Source organism: Aquimarina celericrescens (genome assembly GCF_042682765.1).
Taxonomy (GTDB): Bacteria; Bacteroidota; Bacteroidia; order Flavobacteriales; family Flavobacteriaceae; genus Aquimarina; species Aquimarina celericrescens.
Genome location: NZ_JBHUHY010000004.1, coordinates 177,486 through 192,419 on the forward strand (window position 1 = coordinate 177,486; position 14,934 = coordinate 192,419).

The 14,934-nt window shown below is 34.7% G+C and carries 12 protein-coding genes and 1 tRNA gene; 4 read left to right on the forward strand and 9 right to left on the reverse strand.

Features of this window, described 5'->3' with window-relative positions; genetic code table 11:
* Positions 1 to 91: 91 nt before the first annotated feature.
* Complete coding sequence (locus ACFSJT_RS07865; protein ID WP_378319696.1) at positions 92 to 547, forward strand: GAF domain-containing protein; 456 nt, start codon at positions 92 to 94, stop codon at positions 545 to 547.
* A gap of 44 nt (positions 548 to 591) precedes the next feature.
* The gene (galE, locus tag ACFSJT_RS07870; RefSeq protein ID WP_378319698.1) at positions 592 to 1,614 is read left to right on the forward strand and encodes a UDP-glucose 4-epimerase GalE; all 1,023 of its coding nucleotides are present in this window, start codon (positions 592 to 594) and stop codon (positions 1,612 to 1,614) included.
* An 84-nt stretch (positions 1,615 to 1,698) separates the two neighbouring features.
* On the opposite strand, the gene ACFSJT_RS07875 is transcribed toward galE, so the two are convergent.
* The 7 genes from ACFSJT_RS07875 to ACFSJT_RS07905 form a co-directional block, all read right to left on the reverse strand.
* Positions 1,699 to 3,819 (reverse strand): peptidylprolyl isomerase, encoded by a 2,121-nt coding sequence (locus ACFSJT_RS07875; protein WP_378319699.1) that lies wholly within the window; start codon positions 3,817 to 3,819, stop codon positions 1,699 to 1,701.
* A gap of 179 nt (positions 3,820 to 3,998) precedes the next feature.
* The gene (locus tag ACFSJT_RS07880) at positions 3,999 to 5,288 is read right to left on the reverse strand and encodes a hemolysin family protein (RefSeq protein WP_378319700.1); all 1,290 of its coding nucleotides are present in this window, start codon (positions 5,286 to 5,288) and stop codon (positions 3,999 to 4,001) included.
* Between the two features lie 3 nt (positions 5,289 to 5,291).
* On the reverse strand, positions 5,292 to 5,486 hold the full coding sequence (locus ACFSJT_RS07885) for a hypothetical protein (RefSeq protein WP_378319701.1): 195 nt from the start codon (positions 5,484 to 5,486) through the stop codon (positions 5,292 to 5,294).
* Positions 5,487 to 5,495: 9 nt separating this feature from the next.
* Positions 5,496 to 6,053, reverse strand: coding sequence for an LPS export ABC transporter periplasmic protein LptC (gene lptC / locus ACFSJT_RS07890; RefSeq protein ID WP_378319702.1), 558 nt, complete (start codon positions 6,051 to 6,053; stop codon positions 5,496 to 5,498).
* A complete protein-coding gene (locus ACFSJT_RS07895; RefSeq protein ID WP_378319703.1) occupies positions 6,053 to 7,423 on the reverse strand; it encodes a tetratricopeptide repeat protein in 1,371 nt (456 codons plus the stop codon). Before ACFSJT_RS07895 ends, lptC begins: the two co-directional genes overlap by 1 nt.
* A gap of 15 nt (positions 7,424 to 7,438) precedes the next feature.
* The gene (locus ACFSJT_RS07900) at positions 7,439 to 8,683 is read right to left on the reverse strand and encodes a hypothetical protein (RefSeq protein ID WP_378319704.1); all 1,245 of its coding nucleotides are present in this window, start codon (positions 8,681 to 8,683) and stop codon (positions 7,439 to 7,441) included.
* Positions 8,680 to 9,411 (reverse strand): type III pantothenate kinase, encoded by a 732-nt coding sequence (locus tag ACFSJT_RS07905; RefSeq protein WP_378319705.1) that lies wholly within the window; start codon positions 9,409 to 9,411, stop codon positions 8,680 to 8,682. The genes ACFSJT_RS07900 and ACFSJT_RS07905 overlap by 4 nt, the downstream gene beginning before the upstream one ends.
* 98 nt (positions 9,412 to 9,509) lie before the next feature.
* On the opposite strand from ACFSJT_RS07905, the gene ACFSJT_RS07910 reads away from it, so the two are divergent.
* Both ACFSJT_RS07910 and ACFSJT_RS07915 read left to right on the forward strand, forming a co-directional pair.
* Positions 9,510 to 9,582 (forward strand) — tRNA-Phe (locus tag ACFSJT_RS07910).
* Positions 9,583 to 9,686: 104 nt separating this feature from the next.
* On the forward strand, positions 9,687 to 10,583 hold the full coding sequence (locus ACFSJT_RS07915; RefSeq protein WP_378319706.1) for a phosphatase PAP2 family protein: 897 nt from the start codon (positions 9,687 to 9,689) through the stop codon (positions 10,581 to 10,583).
* A gap of 18 nt (positions 10,584 to 10,601) precedes the next feature.
* On the opposite strand, the gene glpK is transcribed toward ACFSJT_RS07915, so the two are convergent.
* The gene (glpK, locus tag ACFSJT_RS07920) at positions 10,602 to 13,781 is read right to left on the reverse strand and encodes a glycerol kinase GlpK (protein WP_378319707.1); all 3,180 of its coding nucleotides are present in this window, start codon (positions 13,779 to 13,781) and stop codon (positions 10,602 to 10,604) included.
* A 259-nt stretch (positions 13,782 to 14,040) separates the two neighbouring features.
* Positions 14,041 to 14,928: a GyrI-like domain-containing protein gene (locus tag ACFSJT_RS07925; RefSeq protein ID WP_378319708.1), complete on the reverse strand. Its 888-nt coding sequence runs from the start codon at positions 14,926 to 14,928 to the stop codon at positions 14,041 to 14,043.
* Positions 14,929 to 14,934 lie beyond the last annotated feature (6 nt).

Below are 14,934 nucleotides of genomic sequence, written 5' to 3' on the forward strand. Positions count from 1 at the left end.
TGATTCTTAGTTTTTTTTTAACAAAACAATACCATTCTAAACATCCCTGTTTTATAATTTTTTTAAATATTTTTGAAGGAAAATTATTGGAATGCAATTAGAAAATTTGAAACCTGAAATAATATCTATCCTAAAAAACAATCAACAGTCAACAACAGAAAGACTTCAGATGGTTTGTCAACTTCTTAAGGACAAAATATCGTATTACGATTGGGTAGGTTTTTATTTCAGAAATGGAGATAAAGAAGAATTAAAACTTCGCACATTTGCAGGATTAGATACCGATCATAAAATAATTCCGTTTGGAAAAGGGATTTGCGGGCAGGTAGCAGTTTCAAATGAGAATTTTGTCGTTCCAGATGTACAAGCACAGGATAATTATATTGCGTGTAGCGTTAGTGTGAAATCTGAAATAGTAATTCCTTTATTTAAAGATGGAGAAAATATTGGCCAGATCGATATCGACTCTGATACCACAGACCCATTCACAGAAAAGGATGAGCGATTTTTAGAATTTGTAAATCAAGAAGTTGCTAAAATCCTTTAATTATTGTTCCTTCGCTTCTCTAACAATGCTAAATCACGATTTATATGAAAATCTTAGTTACGGGAGGATTAGGATTTATAGGCTCTCATACAGTTGTAGAATTACAAAATGAAGGGTTTGAAGTTATTATAATTGATAACTGCTCAAATTCTTCTGTAAAGGTTCTAGACGGCATTACAAAAGTATCTGGAAACAAACCTGCATTTGAACAATTCGATTTAAGAGAAAAAAATAAGGTTCAGGACTTTTTTAAACGACATGATGATATTGAAGGTGTTATACATTTTGCAGCGTCGAAAGCAGTGGGAGAAAGTGTTGAGAAACCTCTTTTGTACTACGAAAATAATATATCGACCCTAGTGTACATACTACAGCAGTTGAAAGAAAAATCATCTTCCAACTTCATTTTTAGTTCTTCCTGCACGGTATACGGACAGGCTGATGAATTACCAATCACCGAAAATGCTCCTGTGAAAGTAGCAGAATCTCCTTACGGTAATACAAAACAAATTGGTGAAGAAATTATAAAAGACACTTGTAAAGTGACTCCAAATCTAAAAGCAATTTCTCTTCGATATTTTAATCCGATAGGGGCACACCCTACTGCAGAAATTGGCGAATTACCCATAGGGGTTCCTCAAAATCTGGTTCCATTTATCACTCAGACAGCGATAGGGCTTAGAGAAGAACTTTCTGTATTCGGGGATGATTATCCAACATCAGATGGAACTTGTATTAGAGATTATATTCATGTTGTCGACTTAGCAAAAGCGCATGTAGTCGCCTTACAAAGACTATTACAACATAAAAACACTTCAAATTATGAGGTGTTTAATGTTGGAACAGGGAAAGGAAGTACGGTTCTTGAAGTCATACGATCCTTCGAGAAAGTTTCTAAACAAAAATTGAATTATAAGATTGTTGGCAGAAGAGAAGGGGACGTTATCGCGGCTTATGCAGATACCACAAAGGCAAATAAAGAATTAGGATGGAAAGCTTTAAGCAGCCTGGATGATTCGCTAAGCTCTGCCTGGGAATGGGAGCAAAAGGTGAGCCGTCAGAAGTAAAATTTACTACAATCAGAAAAACAAAAAAAACCTGAAGAGTTCTTCAGGTTTTTTTGTTCTCTTTATATAATCCTACTCTATTTCCTAGTAGAATTTTGCTCTTTTATCTTCTATCTCTGCAGCTTCTTTAAGTGCCTCAAATACTTTAGAATTAACTAATCCAGCTTGGGTTTTTGATGCTTGAGCGGCATAGCTTAAATAAGTTTCTAATCCACTAGCAGGCGTATTCTTGGTAACTTCTACCACATAAACTCCATTATTACCGAAAATAGGCTCTGAAACATTACCTGTCTCCATTGCAAAAGCAGCCCCGACCACTTTTGGTTCTGTACCTGCTCCACTAATCGTTGGTGTTTTCATATTTAATGCTGAAGCCGTCTTTACAGTTTGACCAGTATTTGCGGCAATCTCTTCTAGAGTATTACCAGAAATCTTATTCTTGAGCATTTCTACTTTCTTTTCTTTTATTAGAATTGGTTTTACTGTAGGACTGGCATCAGATACAGCCATAGTACCCTTGGCCGATTTACCTGTTAATTGAACCACAGCATACCCCTCTGCAATATCAAATCTTTTTATGGCTCCAACTTCTGTTTCTTCATTAAAAGCCCACTGCACAATAGCTCTTTGACTTCCTATTCCTGGAATATTTTCATCCAATTCTTTGATCTTATTCACAGGACGCACAGCCAAATTATTTTCTTTGGAAACTTCTTCAAAGTCTTTATCTTTTGCAGTCATTTGAAATTTTGTAGTCTCTGTAAAGATGGTATTAATAGTTCTTTCGCTTGGTTCAATCTTTTGTGCTACAGTAGCTATCTTTATTGCTTTTTGCTCATTTTTTTGATCTTCAATACGAATAATATGATATCCAAATTGCGTTTCAACAATTCCTATATCTTCAACTTCATTATCAAAAACATAGTCGTTAAAAGCTGGCACCATAGCTCCTGGAACAAAATATCCTAAATCCCCTCCTTTATCTTTGTTAGAACTATCTGCTGAGAACTCTGCAGCGATAGAAGAAAATTTACTTTTATCAGATTTTATTACATTAACAATGCTATCAGCCAAGCTTTTCGCTTCTTCTTTAGTTCTTTTTATATCACCTGCAGTACGAAGACCTTCCCATGCAATCAAAATGTGACTTGCTTTTGCAGAATCTGGCATTTGCTTTTGAGCAATAACCCTTGATATTTTGATATACTCTCCATCTTTGTAAGGACCAAATACTTCTCCAATCCCAAGATTATATAGAGTATCAGCAACTGTTGTAGGTAAATCATTCTTAAATTTAAAACGATCATCAAATTTCAAAGAAGAATTTTGATTCACAAATTCTTCTGCATTTTCTGTATTTCTGAATCCTTTTACAGAATCATTAGTTTTAGTAGCATCAACGAACTCTACTTTATCATCCAATAAAGCAGCAACTTTCGAGGTTACTTCTTTTTCATCTTCAATACTCGGTTCTTCCTTGAACAAAACATAACGAATGTTTCTTGATGCATCTGATTTATATTGTTCGGCATGCTTATCTATATACGATTTAATTTCTTCATCGGTCACCGTTACTTCGGTATCCTGAATACTAGAAAACGGAAGCTGAACATACTTAATATTGACATTATCATTTTCCATTTTATAAGCTAACTCACCTTCTTTTAATGTAGAACCAACACCAGCTTTAATCAAATTTAAGTAAATCTCTTCTTTAGCACTTTTACTCATATTTTCTTCGTACTCTAACCACTGCTGATATGCTTGAGGCGAAGTAGCTTTTATGTTGGCAACATACTCTTGCATTTTAGCTTTATCAAAAACACCTGCTTCATTTTGAAAAGTAGGATTATTTGCCAAAGATTCTTCTAACAATTGGTTGACCTGGTCTTCTCCTACTTTTATACCCAGCTCTTCAAACTGTTCTTCGAATACTGCCTGACGCACTTCTTGGTTCCACACATAATTCATTGCTTGAATGCTAGATCCTCCGGCACCGAAACTTCTAGAAGCAGTTTCCACTTTTTTGGCAAATTCAGTTCTATCAATGTCTTTTCCATTTATGGTAGCAATAGTATTTTCTGCTCTTTGAGAAATCGCTCCTCCATTACGAATCAGATCTGCAAGTACAAAAGAGAATAGCGCAAGTGCGATGATCACGATTAGAAAAATGGAACGTTGTCTGATTTTATTTAAAACTGCCATGATGTATTAAAATTTATTCGAAATATAGTGGGCGAAAATACCATTTTATTGTAATAATACCAATTAAAGAGTAAAGAAATAAATCTTCATATTTTTATGTAAAATTAAAAGCGGTATTGGAGGTAATTTTGATCAACTAATTTTTGAATACTGACCCGGAAAAGGAATTAGAAAATGGGCTATTCATCTATCTTTACTTCGAGTTCTACGATCTCTATTTTGGTATTTGAAGTTTCTATAATTTTTATTTTGAAATTATCAATCACAACCTCTTCTTCTTGTTGTGGAATTTCTTCAGTATGGTTAACAATCATCCCTCCCAACGTTTCATAATTTTCACCTTCCGGAAGGTTCAACTTGTATGTTTCATTGATGTAATCCACCTCAATTCTTGCAGAAAAGAGGTACTTATTGCCACTAAGTTGTTTTTCGATAAGCTCGACAGAGTCATGCTCGTCTTCTATCTCTCCAAAAAGCTCTTCTACAATATCCTCTACAGTAATAATTCCACTGGTACCACCATACTCATCTATAACCACAGCCATACTCTTATGCTTCTTCGTTAATAGATTAAGTACATCTTTGACAAACATAGTCTCTGGAACAAAAACCACAGGGAGTAATATCGAGCGTAAAGATTTTGGTTTTTTAAAGAGTTCAAAGGAGTGAATATACCCAATAATGTCGTCTACGGTACCATTATATACTATTATTTTTGACAAGCCTGTGTCTATAAACAACTTGCTCACTTCATCTATCGACTGAGATTTTTCTACAGCTACAATCTCGGTTCTTGGGATCATAACCTCTCTAGACTTAACATCTGAAAAGTCCAATGCATTCTGAAAAATTTGAATTTCACTATCTATTTCATCATGTTCTTCTACAGTTTCCATTTGTTCATTGATGTAGTCGCCTAATTCTGTCTTGCTAAAAGCAAGTTGAACCTGGTCTCCATCGGTTTTAAAAAATCTTTTTAGAACAACATCTGAAACCCATATTACAAAGGAAGAAATAGGCGAAAATATGAGATAGAATACGTATGCAGGAAATGAAAATGCTTTCAATAATGTGTTTGAATAGATCTGAAAAAATACTTTGGGCAGAAACTCGGCTGTAATTAAAATTATTACCGTTGTAATTATTGTCTGGGTTAAAAGCTTTAAATTTGTTAAAAAATAATCAAGTATCCAAAAATTTGATGGGAGAAAGGACGCAAACACGTTCATCAATAGTTCACCCATATAAAAACCATATACCACCAAAGCGATATTATTACCTACCAACATCGTAGCGATAAATTTTGAAGGCTTTTTTGTTAAACGCGTTAGAATATTGGAGATAAAACCTCCTTGTTTCTTTTCTATTTCAATATGAATCTTATTTGAAGAAACATAGGCAATTTCCATTCCTGAAAAGAAAGCAGAAAGAAGAAGGGAAAATACAATAACAATAATGCTTAATTCCATGAATTAGTCTTTGTTATTTACTTCAAATCGTTTTCTGAAATTTCTTTTAAAGAAGAACATAAAAAGAGCAATCGCTGCAAAAAAAAGATAAAGGTACCCTTTTCCTCCCTCTAATCCCCATTCTTCATATGCCTGGTACAAAAAAAAACACATGATTGCCAAATACGCATATTCAAAAAACTTAAACACTTTCATCATAGTCTTTAATTACTCTTTGATAAGTATAACCCCATCGTTAATTCTTGAATTCAAGATAGTAAAATCCTGATTAGCATCAAAACCATCACCTTCATTAATATCTCCACCTGGCAAGTAACTCTTGTAAGGTCGATCTGTAAAAACCCAATTAATATTTTGGTCCCAATATAATTGATCTGCTTGCAAATGCGTACTATCTGCAGTTTTGATATCAACATTTCCAATCATATCAATTAAGGCAGTTTGTTGATAGGAGATCGCATAATCAGAAGTTATTTTACTCACTTTTCCTTCTTCATCTATGACATCTAAAATAATCCCTTCAGGAAATTCGTGATAACCAAATGATCTATGAGTATAATCCAGTATTCTTTTTGCTTTAAGCACGGCCGTAAGCCTTCCAGAATCTGTGTATTTTAGATTTACATCGAATGCCTCGCCTATGGGCGCATCCTCAGAAATAACATAGTTTTGGTCGCTTGTTGTATTCGACTGGCATGAAAAAAACAATGTCACAGCCAAAGCTGTGACAAAGTTGATGAATATATGATAATTTTTATTTTGCATTACAGCTTGGGCACTCTAACAGTTTCACCAATCCAACATCCTATAGCTACCGAAGTTACTCCCGGATTATTAAAGATATCGGTTTTTGAAGGCGCCTTTGCTTTATAGTTAGCTGCTGTTTGATTAGCAGTAGATTTTAAACTTGGATCAACCTTTCCTGCTCTTCTCGCATAATTTTCTGCTAACCAGTAAACGGCTCTTTTACTAAATACGTCTGTACCACATTGATTAGCACTACTTGCAATCATACTTGCAATTCTAAGGTATGCTGTACCCATAGACGGTTTATATTTTAAGGCTTTTCGGTAATACCCTCTTGCACTTGCTTTGCTACCTTGTTTTTTCAAAACTTCTCCTATTCTGAAATATACCTTTGCTTTATCACTTGCCTTCTCTTCCATGTCTGCAGATTGATTAAAGTACTTCAACGCTACCGATGTTTTCTTATCCTTCAGGGCAAGTATTCCCAAATAATAAGCTGTCTTTGCTGAAGGCTCTAGCTTGTGTTGAGATTCTACCAGTTTAAAGAATAATGGATCATCGGTACATTCTTTTGCATACATTCTTCTTGACGCACTTTTTACCCACTTGATATCACCTTTTTTAGCATCAAACTGACCATTATATAAAGGGATTAAATTGGTACAATCAGCTCTTGCTCCTAATTTTTGATTAATCCCTGCTTTTACTTTACTAAAAGCTGCAAGATTGATCCCTGCGTTTTTGAGTTTTCTCTTTTCTTTTGAAGTCAACGCAGTACCCGATTCTTCTTTTTCTGTTAATGTCGAGATAATTTCTGCTCTTTTACTTTCTTCATCCTCAATTTTTTCGGTGATATCATCATAAAGATCAAAAACTTCCTGAAGCTCTCTTTTACCTTCATCATGTAAATCTACAAATAGAGAAAAGTAGGTATATAATTTCTTTGCTCCGGTAAAATTATCCTTGTCTTCAGTATAAGCTTTATGGAATTCGATAAATTGCTCATAGTTTGTTCCAATTTTATTGTCAAACATTAGCTGACCTATATCAGAGTGCAGATCCCCTATCTTAGTTTTTCCTGGAAAATACTGAAAACGTTCTTTTTCAAGAGCAATAAGTTCTTTGGCAATAGCTGTTTTTTGTCCATCAGCAGCTTTTTTCATTTTATCCTTTAGCAACTTCTCCCCGAATTGATACGTTGCAACACTATATGTTGGACACTCTTTCCTTACTTTCCATAGCGGCTCTTCTGCTGCTTGATAATTTTTTACTTTAGCATGCTCATAAGCAATTGATGCTGTAGTAGCACAATCTGTAGCCTGAGCACTAACGCTAGTAGCGCCTAAAACTAACCCTGCTGCTATTGTAAATAAATGTTTGGTATTCATAGCTGTAAAATTGTGTTAATTAAATTTTATTTTTCTAAACCATTTATCGTTTAAAGATAAACTTATAGAGACATTAAAAAAGTCTTCCCTTACTAGTCCAAAGTCTTTGGTACCTCGTTGGCCATATTCAAAACCTATATTTGTATTAGAGAATAATCTACCAACTGGTAATCCTACTCCAAAAGATATGCCAAACTCGTCTATAGATTCGTTATTGATATTTAATCCTGTTTCTTCATAACGAAATCCCGCTCTATATGTAACCCTACTAAAATAGTTGGTTAATGAATTATATTTAGGAATATAGAACCCTCCTACTTTAAATTTTGAAGCGTTACTATACTCAACATTTTCTCTTATGAACAAAGCTTCGGTATAATCTCCAGAATCTGAATAGGTATATTCTGCCCCTACAAACCAATTTTTAGGATTACCAATTCCAGTACCTACTTTTAACTCTGCTGGAATATCAATCTCGCTTTCTTCAAGTTCTGTTTCTTGTCTATCGATAACTACCTCTTGACCATTATTCCCTAGCAAGATTGAAGACAGCTCTCTAGAACCATCAAATGTCAACGAAAATGATGGTGTTGAAACCACAGAAGCAGACAACTCTAGTTTCTCTGACACCATTGTCTTGTACATTAGTCCCAGGGATAAACTAAATGATGATAAATTCGCACTAGTTATCTCTCTTGTATCAAATTGCACGTCTGGTCTGCTTAAAATAGATTTCTCCTCTATATTACCAAAGTTATAATTAAAATCCAAACCTACACTTAGATTATCATTAACTTTAAGTCCTGCTGCCAAAAACACTTTGTTCAACCCTCCAGTGCCTGTAAATAGCTCTTCTACACCATTATCATCAATATTATCTAATTGATATCCTACAGAGGTAAGAGGAATTACTCCGAATCCAAATCCAAATTTACCAGCAGGGATACCAATGGCCAAATAATCTAAAGTTGCGTTATCTCCCGATGAAGATTCTGTTTGATTGCTAATTTTAAAATTATTGTATGTAGCACCAACTGCATATGTAGTTAGCCGAAGTTCACCAAAAGATGCTGGATTTTGAAGATTTAAATGTATGCTATCCGCATAAATACTCAATCCCCCCATCGATCTATTTTCTACTGTACCTTTAAACTTCTGAATTCCTATTCCGTAAAAAGAATACGGCGATGAAGTTCCTTCTTGAGCATTTGACATTACGGCAACAAGCATCAACACGACTACTAAAATCTTCTTTATCATCTACTATTATTAAAAGCTAAAATGTAGTTTAATCCCTCCAATAAAAAATTGGAAGTGGCAAATATGCCATTTTTTAATCTTTTAGACAAAAAATGTGCATCCCCTCCGGTTAAAATAACTGTTAAATCAGGATAAATGTTGCAATATTCTTCAATTAATCCTTTGATTTCATTTAAAACTCCGTGTATAACTCCAGAATGTATTGCTTCTTCTGTACTATCCCCTATGACACTTCTTGGTTCTTTTAATTCTAACAACGGTAGTTTTGCAGTAAATGTATGTAGGCTAGTATATCTTAATTTTATACCGGGAGAAATAGATCCACCAAAATATTGTTCTTTGTTATTCTTAAAATCATATGTTATACATGTTCCTGCATCTATAATCAGAACATTTTTTCCTGGGAACTGATCAACAGCTGCTGCTACAAGTGCTAATCTATCTAGACCAAGTGTCTTCGGGGTTCTGTATAAATTCTCGAATGGCATTTCTATTAAATGATCTAAAACTAAAGTCTTAAAAAAAACGTTTATGTGCTCTGTAAGTTCTTCCCGTACATTAGAAACTGAAGAAATTATCGCATCTGTAATCAAAGGATAATTTCTTTTGAGGGTACTTATAGTCTCTTTAAAATCAACTTGTTCTATTACATCCTTATAAACAATTTGTGATTCATTAAAAACTCCTATCTTAATGTATGTGTTTCCTATGTCTATAACAAGATTCATGCTTTGTAAGGTAAACGGCAAAAGTACAAAACCATTTTTTCAATTTTTTCTTTTGACTATTAAAAAAAGCGTTCTATATTTGCATCCGCTTACAGCGAGGTGCCTTAGCTCAGTTGGTAGAGCAAAGGACTGAAAATCCTTGTGTCCCTGGTTCGATTCCTGGAGGCACCACCTCAAAAACCCGAACAAAATCGTTCGGGTTTTTTCATATAAACATAATTAGATGCGATGGTAATTACCAATAAGTTACTATTTTTGCTCAGCAATTTTTTACTATGACTTATCATAAAAACCTACTTATCTGTATCTTGTTAATACTTATTACAAACAAAATACATTCTCAGGATTCTAAGGAAGTTTTAGATTCTCAAGACACACAGGACTCGTTAAACACAGCAAATACTCAAGAAAAAATGACTGCCTGGCAGGCTATCAAATATGATGGTTTGTCTATATATGGTAGTGTAAAAAATGCTTATACCCAACCTTTTAGATGGAAAGGTAAGGATTGGTTAACTTTTGGTGGTATTATGGCAGGAACTACTATTCTTCTAGCTGCTGATGATCCTGCAAATGAATATTTTGCAGAACAAGCGGAGGATATACCAGAATTTGTTAGAGAAGCTAGCTTTAGATTTGGAAAACCACTCTTTAACTATGGTCTTACTACAAGTGTATATGCATTAGGCTTAATCACTAAGAATAAAAAGATAAGAAAGACGGGAGTGCTTCTTATTGCATCTGCGACTGCAGGAGGGCTTCTTCAAACGGTAAGCAAGACGTTGGTTGGACGAGCTAGACCACTTACTGGTAAAGGTAATCTTCATTTCAAGTTTTACTCAGGTGGTGATGCAGGTTTTCATTCTTTTCCCTCTGGTCATGCAATTCTTTCGATTACCACTGCCTATGCAATTGGTAAACAATTTAAAAATCCGTTTATAAAAGGAGGTATTTATGCTCTCGGTATGCTCTCTCCTATATCTCGTCTTTGGGAAGAAGCACACTGGCTTACCGATGTCGTTTTGAGTACTGCCTTAAGTATAGTTATAGTAGATGGTATAGAAAGATATCTAGAAAAAAAAGAGCGATATGTATATGGCCTTAAAAAGAATAAAATCAACTGGAACCTTAGCCTGGGTGCTGGACGAATTGGGGTCATTGGCAGGTTTTAGCTTCTCGTGATTTAATTTTTAATAAAATTCTTTTTTATAATAGGTTGCCGCATCTTGCAACAACAAATCGAGATATTGATTTTCAGATGTTAAGCGGGTTTCATCCCAATTCAAGTATTTAATAAGGTCTTCTTCTACAATAGACCTGTACTTATGCACACTACTAATATCAAAGTAGAGTCGTCCTGTTCTTCTCACAAAGAAATCTGCTAAACCATTCGTCATTTCATGATGTACACTATACCATAACTCTGCTCTTATTAACCTCTCTTCGATGGCATCATTTAAAAAATAATCTACTTTATTGATGATATAATCTGTTTGTTTTCCGTAGGTAGACACCAGATACCAACCATAATATGGATCCTTAATTTTTAAATCTTTAAGTTGTTGGGTGATTTGATCCATATAAAATGTAACCTCTTTAACATCTTGAAGCGGGTCACTTGTTAATTGGATTTGTTTTGTATGTGATTTAGAAATACTATCTCTTTTCTTACTTGGCATCGTTTTCAGTACGGTATCAACAACTCGTTGTGCCATTTTTCGATACCCTGTAAGCTTTCCTCCTGCAATAGAGATCAATCCTGTTTTTGAAATAAAAATTTCATCTTTTCTGGATAATTCAGAAGGATCTTTTCCATCCTCATGAATTAAAGGTCGTAATCCAGCCCAATTAGATTCAATATCCTCTACAGTAAGATTTAAACTAGGAAACATATGATTTACTGCCTTAAGAAGATATTCAGCATCCTCTTGTATTGCAACCACCCGGTTTAAATTTGCCTTATAGTTTGTATCTGTGGTACCCACATATGTCGCTCTTCCTCTTGGAATCGCAAAAATCATTCTTCCATCGGGTACATCAAAATAAATAGACTGCGTTAATGGAAATCTTTCTCTAGAAAAAACAAGATGAACCCCTTTGGTAAGATGTAAATGCTTCTTATTCATAGAATGATCTTTTTCACGTAATAGATCTACCCATGGACCTGCTGCAGAAACGTAATTCCTCGATGTAATGGTAAACGTTTTTTGGGTATTATGATCTATGCATTGAACACTTTTAATCTTGCCATCTTGATCGTAGTTAAAAGAAGCCATTTCGCAATAGTTTATACCATTTGCACCAAAAGAAGCTGCTTTTTTTAGTAATTCTATGGTCAACCTAGCATCATCCGTCCTGTACTCTGCATAATATCCACCCCCAGTAAGGCCCTCTTTAGCAAGTAACGGTTCTTTATCTAAGGTTTCTTGGGCGCTCAACATTTTTCTTTTATCATCTCCTTCTACATTGGCGAGGAAATCATAAACTTTTAATCCCACAGAAGCCATAAATTTACCATAAGTTCCTCCTTCAACTAAAGGAAGTAACATTTTTTCTGGCACCACTAAATGAGGAGCGAGTTTGTGTACCGTAGCCCGTTCACTTCCTGACTCCTTGACCAATCCTATTTCCATTTGTTTCAGATACCTCAATCCCCCATGAATTAGCTTTGTTGACTTATTGCTAGTTCCCGAAGCAAAATCGTTCTTTTCTACCAAACATACTTTTAAACCTCTTGAAGAAGCGTCTAAAGCGATTCCCGCACCAGTTACTCCACCACCTATAACTAGGAGATCATACTTTTCATTTGTGGCTCTGCTCAGTTGTGTATTACGGTCCAGAACAGAAAAACGAATAGGACCTTCTTCTTTAACCGCCAACATATTTTTGTTAACTGTCTTAGTGCGTTCTACTGCTTGCTTCCATCCAAGATACTTTCTACTACGCTCGTGCTCCGTAATTGCTGGTGTAAAAACGGTATCAATTGCTCTTATTTTTGAAATATCCTTTTTAGTCCATATGCCCGATTTTATTCCTGCAAGAAAAGCGGCACCCAAGGCAGTCACCTCAAGCATTTTAGGACGGTCTACCGCTACATTAAGAATATCGGATTGAAACTGCATCAAGTAGTCGTTGGCTGAAGCTCCCCCGTCAACCTTAAGTTCTTTCATTTGTTTACCGCTATCTTCGATCATTGCTTCTAGCACGTCCCTGGTTTGATATGCTAAGGCTTCTACGGTAGCTTTTATAACTTCGTTTTTACCGGAATCTAAGGTAAGACCATAAATAGCTCCCTTGGCTTCCATATCCCAATGAGGAGCACCCAAACCGGCAAAAGCAGGAACTACATATAAATCATCAAGAGATTTGGTAGATTTGCAAATTGCTTCGGTTTCGGTTGCATCTTGAATAATTTGAAGTTTATCCCGTAACCACTGTATCGAAGCTCCACCAACAAAAATACTTCCCTCTAAAGCGTATTTAATAGTGTCCTCTGGCAGACTACAACACAAGGTGGTCAATAATCCGTTTTTAGAAGTATATGGTTTTTTTCCTGTATTAAGGAGCATAAAACAACCTGTACCATACGTATTTTTGGCAATACCTGATTTATATCCCCCTTGTCCAAATAGTGAAGCTTGTTGATCTCCTGCAACACCATAAATTGGGATATGTGTACCTCTATAGTTCACATGTCCAAAATCTGAAGAAGAATATTGCACCTCAGGAAGGACTGAATTAGGAATATTCATAGCGTTCAATAACTTATCATCCCAATCAAGATCAATAATATTATAAAGCATGGTTCTGGATGCATTAGAATGATCTGTTATATGTTTTGCACCATTAGTGAACTTCCAGATTAGCCATGTGTCTATCGTACCAAATAGCAAATTTCCTTTTTTAGCTTTTTCTCTCGCACCTTCTACGTGATCCAAAATCCACTTTAATTTGGTTCCTGAGAAGTACGAATCAATTACCAAACCAGTATTTTTAGATATATATTCGCTCAACCCCATAGCCTTAAGATTTTCGCAAATCTTAGTGGTTCTTTTATCTAACCACACAATGGCATTGTATATTGGCTCTCCTGTGTTTTTATCCCAAACCACCGTAGTTTCCCGTTGATTGGTGATACCAATACTAGCAATCTCTTCTATAGCTACACCCGATTTTTTAATCACTTCATCAAAAACCTCTTGCTGGTGTGCAAAAATCTCGTTGGGATCATGCTCTACCCATCCCGATTTTGGATAATGCTGGGTAAGTTCTTTCTGGGAAATTCCACAAATATCGCCTAAACTGTTAAAAATAATAGCTCTGGTACTTGTGGTTCCCTGATCAAACGCTATGATGTATTTTTTGGTCATATCTGAAAATTTATAAATGACCAACTTCACGAGATAAAATTCTTATAAAAATCCTTAAAAAAAGAATAATAATTCAATGAAAATGCTGATCACATACAAATATCTAAAGTATCAATGCAATAGAAAAGTTAATCTTTAATAAATAAAAATGTAATCGTTTGTATTATTTTTTATACGCAACATGTACGATTTCATTAAATTTTTTATAAAGAATTCCATGAAATACAATAGGTTTTCCATCTATGAAGAATTACTTTAATTACCGATTTTCAATCGGTAGAAATATTTCTGCTTTCCATTGCAGCTCATTTCCATCCAGCATTGGATCATTATAAAAAACTTCTAAAGGTTCTTTTTTAACTAAGATATTATTGGAGGCTGCATATTGTAATAATACAAACCAAGCTTCGTCACTATTTCTATAATTTCCGTAATATGTTGCTTTTAAGGCTTTTTGAGAATTTCGTTTCGTATATACAATCTTCGAGTTAACAGGTAAGGAGTCTTTATACGTGACTGGGAACCCAAAGTCCATTTCAATATTGTCTGTCTCTAGATTCCAATTATTAATTTTCACAAAAGGATATCCGTTTCTTTGAACTTTGCTATCTAATAGTTTGGGATATAAATAGCCATTTTGGCTCATCATTTCTTGAGCTTTACTATCTCGTTTTACCCTCGAGGAAACTGACAATGTTTCCATTGGTGGTAATTCAGTTTCTCCATTAACAATCACCTTAAAGGTATTTGTATACCTAATCAATTCATTTCTGTAATCAACTAAATCCTCTTTTACAAGCTCAACAATCGAAGAAGACCCGGTTATTATCTTTAATCTATTTTGAATAGAATGTTCTTTAGAAATTATACCAACCTTAATCTTAGTTATGGTATCTTTTACACTCTCGAAATGCCAATCCAAAATGACTGCTTCATCATTTATTATAATTTCCTGTTCAAGATAAGTATTGTCTATTGTAGCAATTTCGATATTAATTTTTGACTCTATTCTTTTTACCTGATGGTACACTCCTAATGGGGCTAGATTTGCTTTAAAGGTAATCACATAATCATATTTTTTGAGAAATAAATACCAGGTAATTAAGCCTAGAAGTATGATCAAAATACCAATTGCTATTTTCTTCATTTGTCT

Excerpts from the sequence above, each read along its gene's own strand:
- ACFSJT_RS07865 (WP_378319696.1), top strand. The coding sequence starts at position 92 with ATGCAATTAGAAAATTTGAAACCTGAAATAATATCTATCCTAAAAAAC.
- galE (WP_378319698.1), top strand. The coding sequence starts at position 592 with ATGAAAATCTTAGTTACGGGAGGATTAGGATTTATAGGCTCTCATACA.
- ACFSJT_RS07875 (WP_378319699.1), bottom strand. The coding sequence starts at position 3,819 with ATGGCAGTTTTAAATAAAATCAGACAACGTTCCATTTTTCTAATCGTG.
- ACFSJT_RS07880 (WP_378319700.1), bottom strand. The coding sequence starts at position 5,288 with ATGGAATTAAGCATTATTGTTATTGTATTTTCCCTTCTTCTTTCTGCT.
- ACFSJT_RS07885 (WP_378319701.1), bottom strand. The coding sequence starts at position 5,486 with ATGATGAAAGTGTTTAAGTTTTTTGAATATGCGTATTTGGCAATCATG.
- lptC (WP_378319702.1), bottom strand. The coding sequence starts at position 6,053 with ATGCAAAATAAAAATTATCATATATTCATCAACTTTGTCACAGCTTTG.
- ACFSJT_RS07895 (WP_378319703.1), bottom strand. The coding sequence starts at position 7,423 with ATGAATACCAAACATTTATTTACAATAGCAGCAGGGTTAGTTTTAGGC.
- ACFSJT_RS07900 (WP_378319704.1), bottom strand. The coding sequence starts at position 8,683 with ATGATAAAGAAGATTTTAGTAGTCGTGTTGATGCTTGTTGCCGTAATG.
- ACFSJT_RS07905 (WP_378319705.1), bottom strand. The coding sequence starts at position 9,411 with ATGAATCTTGTTATAGACATAGGAAACACATACATTAAGATAGGAGTT.
- ACFSJT_RS07915 (WP_378319706.1), top strand. The coding sequence starts at position 9,687 with ATGACTTATCATAAAAACCTACTTATCTGTATCTTGTTAATACTTATT.
- glpK (WP_378319707.1), bottom strand. The coding sequence starts at position 13,781 with ATGACCAAAAAATACATCATAGCGTTTGATCAGGGAACCACAAGTACC.
- ACFSJT_RS07925 (WP_378319708.1), bottom strand. The coding sequence starts at position 14,928 with ATGAAGAAAATAGCAATTGGTATTTTGATCATACTTCTAGGCTTAATT.